Here is a 14,411-nt window from a genome sequence, read left to right on the forward strand (position 1 = left end):
GAAACGGCCATGTTCATGAAGCAGACCGATTTTGCGCCGGCGCGGATGTCGGCGCTCCTGGGCGCGGCCGAGGCCGCCGCGCGGGCCATTCCGCCCGCCTTCCCCCTTGACGCTACGGTGGCGGTGAATCCCTTCATGGGCCAGGCGGGCGAGACGCCGGCCGCCGCCTCGGCGCGGCTGGCGCGGACGGCGGGGGTCCGGCTGTTCGGCCCCCGCGCCCGGATCGCGGCCGAGATCGCGGCCGGGCGCATCGCCGACGAGGATCTTGTCGAGGCGCTCATCGCGTGCCCGTCCTCTCTCAAGCCGGCGGATCTGGGGCTGCTCAAGTCGCGGCTGGGCGCGCCGCGGCCCGAGCCGGAGGCGCCCCCCACCGTGGCCGATCTGGCCGCGCAACGGACCGGCGTGGACTGGCCCGCCGTGATCGAGCGTTGCGTCGGCCTGTGGGCGGCGGGGCATTTCGACCGCGGGCAGGCGCTGTGGCTGCCGGCGCCCGGCGCCGACGCCTGGGCCTCGTGGCGCGGCTGGGCGGCGCGCGACCTGACCCCCGAGATCGCCGGGCTTGCGGGCTTTTGCGCCCATGTCTCGGCCGCGCCGGACACGCCCGAGCGCGCCATCTGCCGCGCCGCCGACGCGCTCGAGCTTGACGAGGCGGCGGCCGAGACCGCGTTCCATCGCCTGCTGATGGATCTTGGCGGCTGGGCGCAGCATGCGCGTTGGCTGTTGTGGCGGGCCGAGCAGGAAGGCGGAACCGACCGCACCCTGGCGGGGCTGCTGGCCATCCGGCTGACCTGGGAAGAGGCGCTGCTGGCGCGTCATCCGGACCTGGCCGAGCGCTGGCGCGCGGCGGCGGTCGCCCATGCCGCGCCGACGGCGCCGTCGATCGAGGACGTGATCGACTGGATCCTCCAGGACGCGGCCGAGCGCGCCTTCCAGCGCCGCCTGGCGGCGCGGCTCGGCGGCGCCGCGCCCGCCAGCCCGGCGCGGCCGGCGCTGCAGGCGGCGTTTTGCATCGACGTGCGCTCCGAGCCGTTCCGCCGCGCGCTCGAATCGCAGGCGCCCGGCATCGAGACGATCGGCTGCGCGGGGTTCTTCGGCCTGCCCGTCGCGCATCTGCCCCATGCCTCGGACGTGGTCGAGGCGCGCCTTCCCGCGCTGCTGCGGCCCACGCTTTCAAGCGTCGCCCGCGCGCCCGAGCCGCGCGAGCGCGCGGCCCGCATCAAGGCCCGCGCCATCCGCGCCTGGGGGCGGTTCCGGCAGGCGGCGGTCTCGTCCTTCGCCTTCGTCGAGGCGGCGGGGCCGGCCTATGGCGGCAAGCTGCTGGCGGGCGCCTTCGGCCGGGCGGCGAAGGACGGCGGTTTGGAACCCGCCCCCCGCCTCGATCCCGCGCCCGACCCGGCGGCGCGGGCGAAGGCGGCGGCGTCCGCGCTGGCGGCCATGGGGTTGACGAAGGGCTTCGCGCGGCTGGTGCTGCTGGTGGGCCATGGGGCCCGGATGACCAACAACCCGCATGAAAGCGCCTATCGCTGCGGCGCCTGCGGGGGGCATGACGGCGCGGTCTCGGCGCGGCTGCTGGCGGGGCTGCTGAACGATCCCGAGACGCGCGCGCATCTGCCCGCCCATGGGGTCGAGCTGCCGGACGACACGCTGTTCCTGGCGGCCCTGCACGAGACGACGACCGACGAGGCGATCCTGTTCGAGTCCGATCTTCCCGCCGCAAGGGCCGCCGCGCACGCCGCCGAGATCGGGCGCGCGCGCGGCTGGCTCGCCGCCGCCGGCCGGCAGGTGCGCGCCGAGCGCGCGCTGCGTCTGCCGGGCGCGACGCCCGACACGCTCGCCGCGCGCGCCCGCGACTGGGCCGAGGTGCGGCCCGAATGGGGCCTTGCCGGCTGCGCCGCCTTCATCGCCGCCCCGCGCGCGGCGACCGCCGGAAAGGATCTTGGCGGACGGGCGTTTCTGCACAGCTACGACTGGCGCGGCGACAAGGGCTTCGCCACGCTCGAGCTGATCCTGACCGCGCCGGTGGTGGTGGCCGGCTGGATCAGCCTGCAATACTACGCCTCGGCCGTGGCGCCCGAGGTCTTCGGCGCCGGGAACAAGCTGATCCACAACGTGGTCGGCGGCATAGGCGTGGTCGAGGGCAATGGCGGCAGGTTGCGCGCCGGGCTGCCCTGGCAGGCGGTGCATGACGGCGAGCGCCTGGCGCATGAGCCGCTGCGCCTGACGGTCCTGGTCGAGGCGCCGCGCGAGGCGATTTCGGACGTCCTCGCGCGCCATCCGCAGGTTGCGGCGCTGTTCGACAACGGATGGCTGCACCTGATGCAGCTCGAGGATGGGCGCGTCGCCGCGCGCTACCGTCCCGGCGGCGGCTGGCGGGCCGAAGCGCCCGTCGCGGCGGCGGCCTGACGCCTGCGCGCCGGGCCCGCTCCGCGCGGGGCGGCGAAGGCGCCGGCGAAGGGCGGCCGCCCCGCGCGGGGCCGGGGGCGCCGCGGCCACGGACAGGCGCCCGGCAGGGCGCGCGAGGTCGCCGTGTGGGCGGCGGCGCCCGGCCCCGGGCGCGGTCCGTCCCCGGTCCGGCGGAAAGCGAAGGGCGCGAGGCGGGCGGCGCGGCGTTCGCTCCGCCCGCGGCCGCCCTTCGGGACGCCTCGGCGCTCAGACCGTCTCGCCCGCATCGAGCCGGGCGAGGAACGCCTCGGCCTCGGCCAGCACCCGCGTCCGGGCGGCACTGTCGCGCCCGTCCCAGCCGCGATAGATCGGCCCCATGCGCGGGTTCGCGGCGAAGCGGTCGCGGTGGCGGTCGAGAAAATGCCAGTAGAGCAGGTTGAAGGGGCAGGCACTCGGGCCGGTCCGTGCCTTCACGTCATACGCGCAACCGCGGCAGTAGTCCGACATCCGGTTTATGTAGGCGCCCGACGAGACATAGGGCTTGGACGCCACCGCTCCGCCATCGGCGAACTGGCTCATGCCCAGCGTGTTCGGCGCCTCGACCCATTCCACGGCATCGGCATAGACCGACAGATACCAGCGATGCACCTCGGCCGGATCGACCCCGGAGAGCAGCGCGAAATTGCCGGAGACCATCAGCCGCTGGATGTGATGGGCGTAGGCAAGCCGACGGGTCTGGCCGACGACCTCGGCCATGCAGCGCATCCGCGTCGGCGCGCCCCAATAAAGGGCGGGCAGCTTGCGGCGATGGCCCAGCGCGTTGCGGCGCATGTAGTCCGGGCCTTCCAGGGACCAGACCCCGCGGATGAACTCGCGCCAGCCGAGGATCTGCCGGATGAAGCCCTCGACCGCGTTCAGCGGCGCCCGGCCCGCGCGCCATTCGGCCTCGGCCGCGCGGCAGACCTCGAGCGGCAAGAGAAGGCCAAGGTTCAGCGCGGGCGAGAGCAGCGAGTGGAACATCGCCGGCGCGCCGGTCGCCATGGCATCCTGAAAGTCGCCGAAGCGGGGCAGGGCGTGGCGCAGGAAATGGGCCAGCAGCGTCAGCGCCTCGTCGCGGTCGGTGGGCCAGGCGAAGGGTTCGGGATCGCCGAAATGCGCGCCGAAGCGGTCCGCGACCAGATCGAGCGCCTCGCGCACGGTCCGATCGGGGGCGAAGGCGGGCGGGTCGGTAAAGCCGAGGCCCGCCTTCGGCGGCTTGCGGTTCTCGGCGTCGAAATTCCACCGCCCGCCGGCGGGGGCGTCGCCCTCCATCAACAGCCCCGTCCTGCGGCGCATCTCGCGGTAGAACCACTCCATCCGCAGCGTCTTGCGCCCCTTGGCCCAGGCCGCGAAGTCGCGCGCCGAACAGATGAAGCGGTCGTCCTCCAGCATGCGCAGCCTCAGCGGCGCGGCCTCGAGCGCCGCGCGCAGCCGCCAGTCGCCGGGCGCGGTGGCGATGACCTCCACGGCGCCGGACTCTTCGGCGCGGCGCAACAGCTCGGCCGGGATCGAGCCGGCGTTGTCGGGATCGTCCAGCCTGCTGTAGGCCACGCGCCAGCCCGCGGCCGCAAGGCGCGCGGCGAATTTGCGCATGGCGGCGAAGAAGAGCGCGATCTTCTGGGGGTGATGGGGCGCGTAGGTGGCCTCGTCCATGGCCTCGGCCATCACCACGAGGTCGCGGCCCCGGTCGGCGGCGCGCAGCGCGGCGACGGACTGGGTCAGCTGATCGCCGAGAACGAGGACGAGCCGCGGCGCTACCATGGAACGGGCCGGCCTGCGTAATCGAAAAAGCCGCCCGACTGCGCCGGAGCGAGGCCGTCCATGACCTCGGCGAGGCGGCGCGCGGCTTCGGCGGGAGGCAGCTTGTCGCGCCCGCGATAGGCGGCGGTGAAGGGCGTGTCCACGGTGCCCGGATGCAGCGCCACCAGCGCCGCCTGCCGGTGGCTGCGCGCCAGTTCGATGGCGGCGGTATGCACGATCTGGTTGGCGGCCGCCTTCGAGGCGCGGTAGGAATACCAGCCGCCCAGCCGGTTGTCGCCGATCGAGCCCACCCGCGCCGTCAGCACCGCCGCAACGGCTGGCGCATCGCGGGGCAGAAGGCGCGGCAGGCGCCGCAGGATCAGCGCCGGGCCGATGGCGTTGACGGCGAACACCCGTGCCATGGCGGCCGCGTCGATCTCGGCCAGGCTCTTTTCGGGCCGCCCGCCTTCGGGGGCGAGAATGCCCGTCGCCACGACGACGCGCGCAAAGGGGCCTTGCGTCGCGCCCAGCACGCGCTCGACCGACGCCGGGTCGGCGACATCAAGCCCGTCGGCGCGTCGCGACAGCGCGGCGACGGCGTAGCCCCGGCGGGCGAACTCTTCGGCGAGGGCGGCGCCGATGCCGCCCGAAGCCCCGATGACGAGAGCGCGTTCAGTCATTTTTCAGTCTCCCGTCTTGCGCGGCGGCAGGCGGCCGAGCAGTAGCGCACGGCCTCCCAGTCGCGGGCCCATTTCCTGCGCCAGGCGAAGGGGCGCCCGCACCGGGCGCAGGTCTTGACCGGCAGATCTTCCTTTCGCCGCATTTTCATCGTCACAGATCCAGCGCCATTTGCCGATGGTCGCCACCACCGCCGCCGCGCCGGGGGCGCGCGCCGCGCCGGCTGCCATGACGCGCGAGCACCAGCGCCTTGGCCTCGCGGAACCCTTCGCTGCGCCGCGCCTCGGCCATTCTCGCACGGGCCTCGCGCGCCGCCGTGGCGAGATCGACGATCGGCGGGGGATAGTCCCGGCCGATGACGCGCCCGGCGCCCGCCCAGCGCCACGGTTCATGCAGGAAGGCGTCGGGAACCGCGGCGAGCTCGGGCGCCCATCGGCGAATGAACCGCCCTTGCGGGTCATGATCGCGGCCCTGCTTCACGGGATTGTAAATGCGCAGCGCGTTGATGCCGGTCACCCCGGACTGCATCTGAATCTGCGGCCAGTGGATGCCCGGTTCGTAATCGGTGAAGAGCCGCGCCAGGTGGCGCCCCGTCGCGCGCCAGTCGAGCCAGAGATGATAGCTCGCCACCGCCGTCAGCATCGCCCGCATGCGGAAATTGATCCAGCCCGTCGCGATGAGCGCGCGCATGCAGGCATCGAGAAAGGGCAGGCCCGTCTCGCCGCGCATCCAGGCCTCGAGCCGGGCGCGGTCGGGCGTGCGCGGGCGCAGGTCGTCGAGCGCGGGGTGCATGGCGCGCGCCTCGAGATCGGGCGCATCCTCGAGCTTCTGCATGAAGTGGCTGCGCCAGTGCAGCCGCTTGTCGAAAGCCGCGAGCCCTGCGGCCCGGCCCGGTTGCCCGTCCGTGCGGGCGCGCTCGCGCGCGGCGCGGGCGGCCTGCGCGACCTCGCGCAGCGAAAGCGTGCCGAAGGCCAGATGGGCCGAGAGGCGCGAGCAGGCATCGGGCGCGGTGAGCGGGCTCGACATGCCACGCCGGTAGCGCTCGGCCCGCGTGGCGAGAAAAGCGTCGAGCGCGGCAAGGCCATGCGCGCGCCCGCCGCGCTGGCGGGCAGGGCACGGGTCGGGGGACAATCCCAGATCGGCGGCGGCGGGCAGCGGGTCGGAGCGCACGGCGCCGAGCGGCGCGAGAGCCTGCGGCGCCGGAACGACCGGAGCCGACATCGCCGCCTCCCAGCGCTCTGCCCAGCCGTCGCGCGAGGCCAGCCGGCGCACGACGCCGTCCTGCGGGAACTCGTACCAGGGGATCGCGTGCGCGCGCGCCCAGGATGCAACGGCCCGGTCGCGGGCGAAGCTTGCCAGATGGCCGGTTTCCTGATGCGACCAGAGCCCGGCGATGCCGTGACGCAAGCGGATGTCCTCGAGAACGGCGACCGCCTCGCCCACACGGATGACGAGGCGCTGGCCGAGCCGCGCGAGCGCGCGCGACAGATCTTTGAGGCACTCGGCAAGGAATGCAAACTGGCGGCCCGAGGCATCCTCGCGCCGCCAGAGCGCCGGCTCCACGATATAAAGCGGCAGGACCGGTCCATGTCGGGCGGCGCGCGCAAGCGCCGTGTTGTCGCTTGCGCGCAGGTCGCGCTTGAACCACACGACCTGAAGCGAGGTTCGCCCAGCCATGCGACCTGCTCCCTTGCCGAGCGTCACTCGGCCGGCAGGATGACCGCGTCGATCACGTGGATGACGCCGTTCGAGGTCTCGATGTCGGGCTTGACGATGCGCGCGCCGTCGACCATCGGCGGCTCGGACAGGGTGATGGTCACCTCCTGGCCCTGCACGGTCCTGGCCTTCATCCCGTTCTTGAGGTCCGAGGACATCACCTTGCCGGGGACCACATGGTAGGTGAGGATCGCGGTCAGCTTGTCCTTGTTCTCGGGCTTGAGCAGCTCGTCCAGCGTGCCGGCGGGCAGTTTGGCGAAGGCGTCGTCGGTAGGCGCGAAGACGGTGAAGGGGCCCTCGCCCTTGAGCGTCTCGACCAGGCCCGAGGCCTGCACGGCGGCGACCAGGGTCTTGAAGCTGCCTGCCGCTACGGCGGTGTCGACGATGTCCTTCTTCATGTGCGCGCCGGCGAGGGCGGGTTGCGGACCAAGGCCGAGGCCCCCGGTCGCGGTCAGGGCCGCGGCGGCAAGGGTCATCGAGAAGGCGGTGGCGGCCATGCGGGGAATGCGGGTCATCGGGAACCTCCGTTGGGTGATTGTATCCTGGTTACGCGGCGGGGCGCGCGCCGGATCACAAATGCGCCGATCATGCCCCGCGGGTGCGCCCGGCGGGGGCGTCGTGCGGGCGCGTCCCGCCTGGCGGGGCCGGGGCGAAAGCGCCGCGGCGCGGCGGCGCGTTCGGGCCCCGCGCGCCGCCTTGCCGGATTATTCCTTTGACCGTTCATCTCCCCGGATGGTGGAATGGCCCGATATTGCGGCGCTGCCAGGCTGGGGGAGATAATAAGATGCGGACGAAGATTGCGGCGACGGGTCTGGCGGCGGCCGCCTTTCTCTGGGCGCCGGGCGCGCAGGCTTTCGCCATCGAGACGGAAACCGCCGGCGCCGGCGCCCCCTTCGCCATCGCCCAGCCGCGGCTGGCGCTGACGCCGTTGATCCGCACCGAAGGCGCTTTCGAGGACCTCGGGCAGATCAAGTGGTTCGCAGGCTCGGTCGTGCCGCAGGGCTACGCGCGCGCGGACGGGCAGCTGCTGCCCATCGCGCAGAACCCTGCGCTGTTCTCACGGCTTGGGACGACCTATGGCGGCGATGGAGAGGCCTCCTTCGCGCTGCCCGATCTGCGGGGGCGCACGATCATCGGCGCCGGGGCGGGGCCCGGTCTGACGCCGCGCTTTCTGGGCGAGACGGTCGGGGCCGAGACCGCGACCATGACCGAAGCGACCATGCCGCGACATGCGCATCCCTTCGACGGCGGCGAGGTCGCGGCCTCGGGCGGCGGGGGCGCCATCTCGAACATGATGCCAAGCCTGGCGCTGAACATGGATGTCGCGCTTCAGGGGGTCTATGGGCAAGGGCCGACCGACTATTCCACCCCCAGCATCGGGATGGTCAACATCTCGGCCGCCTTGGGCGATCAGGCCGGCTTCGCCGATGCCGACGGCGCCGAGTTGAGGGTGTCGGACAATCCGGCGCTGTTCTCGCTCTACGGCGTGGCGCATGGGGGCGACGGGCGCACCACCTTCGCCTTGCCCGATCTGCGCGGGCGCGCGGCCAGGGGCGCGGCGGCTCCGTCCCAGGTGGGCGCGAAGGCGGGCGACGAGGTCATCCCCGCCACGGCCGACATCCTGCCCGCCCACGCGCACGACTCGAGCGCGGGCGCCGTCGGCGAGGCCGGTGCGGGGGCCGAGGCGTCGCTCGGGCAGCCGACGCTCGACCTGCTCTACGGCATCGCGCTGTGGGGGGCATTCCCCACCGGGGACTTGGCGTCCTCGGGCTACGAGAACTATCTGGGCGAGATCGCCCTTTTCGGCGGGCCGTCGCCGTCGTTCTGGGACGCGGGCGTCTGGGCGCCGGCGGATGGACGGCTGCTGTCGATCGGCTTGTATCCGCACCTGTTTTCGGTCATCGGGACCATTTACGGCGGCGATGGCCGCACCACTTTCGCGCTGCCCGACCTGCGCGGAAGAACGCCGATCGGCGCGGATCCCTGGCCGGGCGGTGACAATCCTCTGGGCCGGGTTTCCGGGCAGGAGAGCCTGACCCTGACGGCGGCTCACCTGGCGCCCCATTCCCATGCGATCACGCTGCCCGACCCGCCCAGCGCCGTCCCGCTGCCGTCGGCGCTGCCGGCGCTGCTGGCCGGCCTGACGGCGCTGGGCGGGCTGGGCGCGGCCGCCCGCCGGCGGCGCGGCGCGGCCGCCGGGCGCTGAGAGGGGATCGCCGGCGCCGCCGTCCCGCGGTGCGCCATGTCCGCGCGCCGTCGGCGAGGCCGAGCGCCAGGCGGGCGCCGTGCGGTCGGTTCGGCCCCGGCCCGCGCCCTGCGGTCGCGGGCGCAGGCGGGGCCGGGTCATGCATTGCGCCGGGTGCGGTCTGGCGGGCGCCCGTTGCGCGCGCCGAAGCCGCTTGCCGATGGGCCTCTCGCCAGGCGCGGCGACGGAGACGGGGGCGATGCGCGTTGAAGGCGGGCAAGCGGCGCGCCTGCGCCGGCAGCCGTGAAGAAGGAGCGCATCCATGACCCGAGCCCCCAAGGGTTGCAGCCCCGCCCAGATCACCCTGCACTGGATCGGCGCCGCGGCGCTGGTCGCCGCCTTCGTCAGTCACGACTCCATGCTCGCCGCCCTGCGCGCGTTGCGCGAGGGCGCCTATTCAGGGCCCGACGCGGGCGTGCTGACGCATGTGATCGCGGGGCTGGCGGTTCTGGCGCTCGCCCTCTGGCGCCTGTCACTGCGCGCGCGCCGCGGCGCGCCGCCGCCGCCCGCCGACGAGCCGCGGCTTGCGCGGGCGCTGGCGCGCGCGACGCATGTCGCGCTCCATGCGCTGATGATCGCGCTGCCGGTCACGGGCGCGGCGGCCTGGTTCGGTGGGCTGCGCCTTGCGGGCGAGATCCATGGCGAGGCGCTCAAGCCCGTGCTGCTCATCGCCGTCGCTCTGCATGTGGCGGGCGCGCTTTATCACGGCCTGTGGCTGCGTTCGGGCGTTGCGGCGCGGATGTTCCGGCCCGATCGCGCGCGCTGAGCGCGGGACGCGCGGGGGCCGAGGGCAAGGCCACGTCGGCCAGGGTGGCGCGGTCCAGCTCGGCCAGGAAGGCCGCCTCGGCGGCGCGCAGGCGGCTCTTGAGCCGGCAGCGCCCGTCCAGCGCGCAGCCCTCGCCCCCTCGGGCGAGGCACGCGACCAGGGGCTGCCCCTCTTCCAGAAGCCGCACCGCCGCGCCCAGGGATATCTCGGCCGCGGGGCGGGCCAGCGTCGCCCCGCCCCCCGCGCCGCGCCGCGTGACGACCACCCCGCCGCGCGCCAGGCGCTGCATGATCTTGGTCAGGTGATGGCGCGAAAGGCCCAGCTCCTCGGCCAGCTCGGCGGTCGAGAAGGCGCGTTCGGGCGCGGCGGCCATGCGCATGAGCATGCGCAATCCGTAATCGGTGAAGGCGGTCAGGCGCATAACGCTCCTTGCGGCAAAATAGGTATTGAAGATGCTTATTCACCGGAATACGACATGGCGCAAGCCTTGGAATCGAAGGAGCACGCCATGGCGCAGGACGCCCCCCTTCCGCCGGTCCGCTCGGCCCGCCCGGCGCAGACGCGCGCGCTGATGGCGCGCACCGGGCTGGACGAGGCCCGCATCGAGGCGTTGGTGCGCCGCTTCTACGACAAGGTCCGCGCGGACCCCGAGCTCGGGCCGATCTTCGCGGCGCGCATCTCGGACTGGGAGCCGCACCTGGCGCGGATGGTGGATTTCTGGTCCTCGGTCGCGCTGATGACCGGCCGCTATCATGGCGCGCCGGTTCCGCGCCACATGGGGCTGGGCGCGCGCTGGGCGCATTTCGCGCGCTGGCTCGAGCTGTTCCGCGAGACGGCGGCCGAGACCTGCCCGCCCGAGGGCGCGGCCTTCGTCGTCGAGCGGGCCGAGCGGATCGCCCGCTCGCTGCACATGGCGATCGAGGACGCCGGGCGCCCGGCCGGCGCGGCGCCGCGGCTGTGAGCGATGCGCGCGCCCGCGGCCGGGCGCGTCTGGATGGAGGCGAGAGAATGAGCGGTTCGGCGGCGCGCATGCGCGCCTGGAAGGGGCCCGCGGTCCTCAGCTACGGGTTTCGGCCCTTTTTCCTGTCGGCGGGGATCTGGGCGGCGCTGGCGATGGCGCTGTGGGTGGCGATGCTGACGGGGCGCGAGCCGCTGCCCATCGGCCTCGATCCGGTCTCGTGGCACGCGCATGAGATGATGTTCGGCTATCTGGGCGCGGTGATGGCGGGCTTTCTGCTGACGGCCGTTCCGAACTGGACGGGGCGGCTGCCGGTGACGGGCTGGCCGTTGGCGGCGCTGGCCGGGCTGTGGCTGGCGGGGCGGGCGGCGATGGCGCTGGGCGCGCCCGCGGCGCTCGCGGCGGCGGCGGATCTGTCGCTGGGCGCGGCGCTGCTGGTCTTTCTGGCGCGCGAGATCCTGGCCGGCCGCAACTGGCGCAACCTGCCGGTGCTGGCGCTGCTGGGGCTGTGGGCGGCGGGCAACGCGCTGTTTCACCTCGAGGCGGCGCGCGGGGGCTTTCCCGCGCAGGGGCCGGGCCTGCGCCTGGGGCTTGCGGCGGCGGTGATGCTGATTGCGCTGATCGGCGGGCGCATCGTGCCCAGCTTCACGCGCAACTGGCTCGTGCGCCGGGGCGAGTCGCGGCTGCCCGCGCCCATGGGGCGGGGAGACGCCGTCGCGCTGTCGCTGGCGGCGCTGGCGCTGGGCGCGTGGACGGCGGCGCCCGATGCGCAGGCGACGGCGGCGGCGTTGGCGGCGGCGGGCGCGGCGCATCTGTGGCGCATGTCGCGCTGGCGCGGGGCGCGCTGCCGGGCCGAGGCGCTGGTGTGGGTGCTGCACGCGGCCTATGCCTTCGTGCCCCTGGGCTTCGCGGCGATGGCCGCCGGGATCGCGGCGCCGCAGGCCATGGCCGCCGCGCAGCATGTGTGGATGGCCGGCGCGGTGGGGCTGATGACGCTGGCGGTGATGACGCGCGCCAGCCTTGGCCATGGCGGGCGCCCGCTGCATGCCGGGCGGCCCGTCGCCGCCCTCTACTGGGCCGTCATCGTCGCGGTCGCGGCGCGGCTGGCGGGCGGTCTGGCGCCCGAGCAGGCGTGGCTGCTGCATCTTGCGGCGGGGGCGTGGATCGCGGCCTTCGCGGGGTTCGCGATCATTTTCTGGCCCATCCTGACGCGCCCGCGCCCCGACGCCGCGGCGGCGTGACGCGCGGGTGGGTGGAAAACTTTACGCGCGACAAGTAATCTTCGGGCGGGCGGTCTTGCGCATTTGGCGCGCCGCCGCGATGCTCGCCGCTTTGGCGGCGGGACGAGGAATGCGCGCGATGGGCGACGACAGATGAGCGATTTGAAGATCCGCACCATGGAGGAGTTCGCCGCGGTCAGCGGCATCTCGCGCCCGACTCTGTCGAAATACTTCAACGACCCCGCCAGCGTGCGCAAATCGACCCGCGCGCGGATCGAGGCGGCGATCGAGCGCTTCGGCTATCGGCCGAACATCTATGCGCTGAACCAGAACCGCAAGCAGACCAGGAACATAGGCATTCTCGTGCCTTACCTGGCCGACCCGTTCTTCGCCGAGATGGCGCGCCATGTCGAGGCGGTGGTCATCGCCGCGGGCTATCGGCCGATCCTGCTCAGCTCGCATGGCGACCCGGCGCAGGAGCTCGAGAACCTGGACAGCCTGCGCGACATCCGCCCCGCCGGCGTGCTGCTGGCGCCGCTGGGGCGGCGCTCGGACGCCGAGCGCGTGCGCGCCTTTTGCGAAGAGGTGACCACGGTTCTTTTCGACTGCTCGGTCGAGGGGGCGGGCGAGGCCTTCGTGGGGTCGGACAACGACCAGAGCGTGGGGCTGATCGTGGATCGGCTGTGCGACACGGGCGAGCCGCCCGCCTTTTTCGAGATGCGCGATCCCTCGAACCCCAACGCGCTCAAGCGGCGCGAGGCCTATGCCCGCGCCATGACCCGGCGCGGGCTTGAGCCGATGTATGTGCGCGCCGAGGGAACCGGCTGGGATTTCGAGGAAATCGGCTTTCGCGGCGGGCTCGAGGCGATCGCGCGCCGGCGCCTGCCGACGGACACGGTGCTGTGCAGCAACGACCGCCTCGCCATCGGCTTTCTGGCGGCGGCTTACGAAAAGGGGCTGCGGGTGGGGCGCGGGCCGGGCTGTGCGCTGCGCGTCGCCGGGCATGACGACCATCCCTTCGCCCGCTACACCTGTCCGCGGCTGACGACCGTGGCGCAGGATTACGAGGCCATCGCGCGCAAGAGCGCCGAGACGCTTCTGAGCCTGATTCGCGACGATTCGCGCGCCGCGTCCCGCGAGGTCGCGCTGTTCGGCGGCCGGCTGGTCGAGCGCGCGTCGGCTTGAGGCTTGATGCGCGCTGAAAATTTACGCGCGTAAAATTTTGCTATGCGCGAGGCTCCGTTTGCGCTAACCCTGATCTGCACATCCAAGCCAGGGAGGAACGGATGCACCTTCGGAAAGCAGCTTGCGCGGCGGCGGCCCTGTCGCTGTTCGCGGCCGGCGGCGCGATGGCCGAAACGCTGACCATCGCCACCGTCAACAACGGCGACATGATCCGCATGCAGGGCCTGACCGACGACTTCACGGCCAAGACGGGTCACAAGGTCGAGTGGGTCACGCTCGAGGAGAACGTGCTGCGTCAGCGCGTGACCACGGACATCTCGACCAAGGGCGGCCAGTTCGACATCATGACCATCGGCATGTACGAGACGCCGATCTGGGCCCGCAACGGCTGGCTGGCGCCGCTGAACGACCTGTCGGCCGAATATGACGTCGACGACATCCTGCCCGCCATCCGCAACGGCCTGTCGGTGGACGGCACGCTGTATGCCGCGCCGTTCTACGGCGAGTCCTCGATGATCATGTATCGCAAGGACCTGATGGAGGCCGCCGGCCTGACCATGCCCGAGGCCCCGAGCTGGGACTTCGTCGCCGAGGCCGCGCGCAAGATGACCGATCGCGAGAACGGCATCTACGGCATCTGCCTGCGCGGCAAGGCCGGCTGGGGCGAGAACATGGCCTTCCTGACCGCCATGTCCAACTCGTTCGGCGCGCGCTGGTTCGACATGGAGTGGCGCCCCCAGTTCGACACGCCCGAGTGGAAGCAGACGCTGACCTTCTATCTCGACCTGATGAACGAAGCCGGCCCTCCGGGCGCCTCGGCCAACGGCTTCAACGAGAACCTGTCGCTGTTCCAGCAGGGCAAGTGCGGCATGTGGATCGACGCCACGGTGGCGGCCTCGTTCGTGACCAACCCCAAGGAGTCGACCGTGGCCGACAAGGTCGGCTTCGCGCTGGCGCCCGATGCGGGGCTGGGCAAGCGCAGCAACTGGCTCTGGGCCTGGGCGCTGGCGATCCCGACCGGCACCAAGAAGGAGGCCGCGGCGCGTCAGTTCATCGAGTGGGCCACCTCGAAGGCGTATCTCGAGCTGGTCGCGCAGAAGGAGGGCTGGCCGAACGTGCCGCCGGGCACCCGCGCCTCGCTCTACGCCAATCCCGAATACGCCAAGACGCCCTTCGCCGAGATGACGCTCAAGAGCATCAATTCGGCCGATCCGCTGCACCCGACCGTCAAGCCGGTTCCGTATGTCGGCGTGCAGTTCGTGGCGATCCCGGAATTCGCGGGCATCGCGACCGAGGTCGGGCAGGAGTTCTCGGCCGCCCTCGCCGGGCAGCAGACCGCCGAAGAGGCGCTGGCCAAGGCGCAGGCCCTGACCGAGGACGCGATGGAGGCGGCGGGCTACCGCTGACCGCATGACATGCGCGGGGGCGGCGCGTCCGCCCCCGTCCGCGCAAGGCGCGAGATCCGCATGCGACGGATCCGCG

13 protein-coding genes are annotated in these 14,411 nt (G+C 73.0%); 7 read left to right on the forward strand and 6 right to left on the reverse strand.

Annotated features, from left to right (window positions below):
- The first annotated feature begins 9 nt into the window (after nt 1–9).
- The gene (locus BMW67_RS10040) at nt 10–2,403 is read left to right on the forward strand and encodes a YbcC family protein (protein ID WP_083581301.1); all 2,394 of its coding nucleotides are present in this window, start codon (nt 10–12) and stop codon (nt 2,401–2,403) included.
- 246 nt (nt 2,404–2,649) lie between these two features.
- Here the strand turns inward: BMW67_RS10040 and BMW67_RS10045 are convergent, their stop codons facing one another.
- The 5 genes from BMW67_RS10045 to BMW67_RS10065 are packed head-to-tail and all read right to left on the reverse strand — an operon-like array spanning nt 2,650 to nt 7,031.
- On the reverse strand, nt 2,650–4,182 hold the full coding sequence (locus tag BMW67_RS10045; RefSeq protein WP_072747396.1) for a cryptochrome/photolyase family protein: 1,533 nt from the start codon (nt 4,180–4,182) through the stop codon (nt 2,650–2,652).
- Nucleotides 4,176–4,841 (reverse strand): SDR family NAD(P)-dependent oxidoreductase, encoded by a 666-nt coding sequence (locus BMW67_RS10050; RefSeq protein WP_072747397.1) that lies wholly within the window; start codon nt 4,839–4,841, stop codon nt 4,176–4,178. The genes BMW67_RS10045 and BMW67_RS10050 overlap by 7 nt, the downstream gene beginning before the upstream one ends.
- Nucleotides 4,838–4,990: a DUF2256 domain-containing protein gene (locus BMW67_RS10055; protein ID WP_072747398.1), complete on the reverse strand. Its 153-nt coding sequence runs from the start codon at nt 4,988–4,990 to the stop codon at nt 4,838–4,840. Before BMW67_RS10055 ends, BMW67_RS10050 begins: the two co-directional genes overlap by 4 nt.
- Before the next feature lie 2 nt (nt 4,991–4,992).
- The gene (locus BMW67_RS10060) at nt 4,993–6,516 is read right to left on the reverse strand and encodes an FAD-binding domain-containing protein (protein WP_072747399.1); all 1,524 of its coding nucleotides are present in this window, start codon (nt 6,514–6,516) and stop codon (nt 4,993–4,995) included.
- A 23-nt stretch (nt 6,517–6,539) separates the two neighbouring features.
- A complete protein-coding gene (locus BMW67_RS10065) occupies nt 6,540–7,031 on the reverse strand; it encodes a fasciclin domain-containing protein (RefSeq protein WP_072747441.1) in 492 nt (163 codons plus the stop codon).
- Nucleotides 7,032–7,339: 308 nt separating this feature from the next.
- Here BMW67_RS10065 and BMW67_RS16025 point away from each other — a divergent pair, with 308 nt between their 5' ends.
- Complete coding sequence (locus BMW67_RS16025) at nt 7,340–8,761, forward strand: tail fiber protein (protein WP_072747400.1); 1,422 nt, start codon at nt 7,340–7,342, stop codon at nt 8,759–8,761.
- 301 nt (nt 8,762–9,062) lie between these two features.
- Complete coding sequence (locus BMW67_RS10085; RefSeq protein ID WP_072747401.1) at nt 9,063–9,566, forward strand: cytochrome b; 504 nt, start codon at nt 9,063–9,065, stop codon at nt 9,564–9,566.
- On the opposite strand, the gene BMW67_RS10090 is transcribed toward BMW67_RS10085, so the two are convergent.
- Entirely contained in the window at nt 9,466–9,987 is a 522-nt protein-coding gene (locus BMW67_RS10090) for an RrF2 family transcriptional regulator (RefSeq protein WP_083581303.1), read from the reverse strand. The two genes, BMW67_RS10085 and BMW67_RS10090, sit on opposite strands and share 101 nt — an antisense overlap.
- A gap of 54 nt (nt 9,988–10,041) precedes the next feature.
- Between BMW67_RS10090 and BMW67_RS10095 the strand changes: the two genes are divergently transcribed.
- The 4 genes from BMW67_RS10095 to BMW67_RS10110 all read left to right on the forward strand — a co-directional run bounded on the left by BMW67_RS10095 (nt 10,042) and on the right by BMW67_RS10110 (nt 14,335).
- The gene (locus BMW67_RS10095) at nt 10,042–10,527 is read left to right on the forward strand and encodes a group III truncated hemoglobin (protein ID WP_245728504.1); all 486 of its coding nucleotides are present in this window, start codon (nt 10,042–10,044) and stop codon (nt 10,525–10,527) included.
- Between the two features lie 47 nt (nt 10,528–10,574).
- Entirely contained in the window at nt 10,575–11,765 is a 1,191-nt protein-coding gene (locus BMW67_RS10100) for an NnrS family protein (RefSeq protein WP_072747402.1), read from the forward strand.
- A gap of 132 nt (nt 11,766–11,897) precedes the next feature.
- Entirely contained in the window at nt 11,898–12,929 is a 1,032-nt protein-coding gene (locus BMW67_RS10105) for a LacI family DNA-binding transcriptional regulator (RefSeq protein ID WP_072747403.1), read from the forward strand.
- A 101-nt stretch (nt 12,930–13,030) separates the two neighbouring features.
- The gene (locus BMW67_RS10110) at nt 13,031–14,335 is read left to right on the forward strand and encodes an ABC transporter substrate-binding protein (protein WP_072747404.1); all 1,305 of its coding nucleotides are present in this window, start codon (nt 13,031–13,033) and stop codon (nt 14,333–14,335) included.
- Nucleotides 14,336–14,411 lie beyond the last annotated feature (76 nt).

The organism is Oceanicella actignis (genome assembly GCF_900111545.1).
GTDB lineage: Bacteria > Pseudomonadota > Alphaproteobacteria > Rhodobacterales > Rhodobacteraceae > Oceanicella > Oceanicella actignis.

What these genes read in the sequence shown, in the direction of transcription:
- BMW67_RS16025 (WP_072747400.1), top strand. Translation starts at nt 7,340, where the DNA reads ATGCGGACGAAGATTGCGGCGACGGGTCTGGCGGCGGCCGCCTTTCTC.
- BMW67_RS10100 (WP_072747402.1), top strand. Translation starts at nt 10,575, where the DNA reads ATGAGCGGTTCGGCGGCGCGCATGCGCGCCTGGAAGGGGCCCGCGGTC.
- BMW67_RS10060 (WP_072747399.1), bottom strand. Translation starts at nt 6,516, where the DNA reads ATGGCTGGGCGAACCTCGCTTCAGGTCGTGTGGTTCAAGCGCGACCTG.
- BMW67_RS10065 (WP_072747441.1), bottom strand. Translation starts at nt 7,031, where the DNA reads ATGACCCTTGCCGCCGCGGCCCTGACCGCGACCGGGGGCCTCGGCCTT.
- BMW67_RS10050 (WP_072747397.1), bottom strand. Translation starts at nt 4,841, where the DNA reads ATGACTGAACGCGCTCTCGTCATCGGGGCTTCGGGCGGCATCGGCGCC.
- BMW67_RS10110 (WP_072747404.1), top strand. Translation starts at nt 13,031, where the DNA reads ATGCACCTTCGGAAAGCAGCTTGCGCGGCGGCGGCCCTGTCGCTGTTC.
- BMW67_RS10045 (WP_072747396.1), bottom strand. Translation starts at nt 4,182, where the DNA reads ATGGTAGCGCCGCGGCTCGTCCTCGTTCTCGGCGATCAGCTGACCCAG.
- BMW67_RS10105 (WP_072747403.1), top strand. Translation starts at nt 11,898, where the DNA reads ATGAGCGATTTGAAGATCCGCACCATGGAGGAGTTCGCCGCGGTCAGC.
- BMW67_RS10040 (WP_083581301.1), top strand. Translation starts at nt 10, where the DNA reads ATGTTCATGAAGCAGACCGATTTTGCGCCGGCGCGGATGTCGGCGCTC.
- BMW67_RS10085 (WP_072747401.1), top strand. Translation starts at nt 9,063, where the DNA reads ATGACCCGAGCCCCCAAGGGTTGCAGCCCCGCCCAGATCACCCTGCAC.
- BMW67_RS10090 (WP_083581303.1), bottom strand. Translation starts at nt 9,987, where the DNA reads ATGCGCCTGACCGCCTTCACCGATTACGGATTGCGCATGCTCATGCGC.
- BMW67_RS10055 (WP_072747398.1), bottom strand. Translation starts at nt 4,990, where the DNA reads ATGAAAATGCGGCGAAAGGAAGATCTGCCGGTCAAGACCTGCGCCCGG.
- BMW67_RS10095 (WP_245728504.1), top strand. Translation starts at nt 10,042, where the DNA reads ATGGCGCAAGCCTTGGAATCGAAGGAGCACGCCATGGCGCAGGACGCC.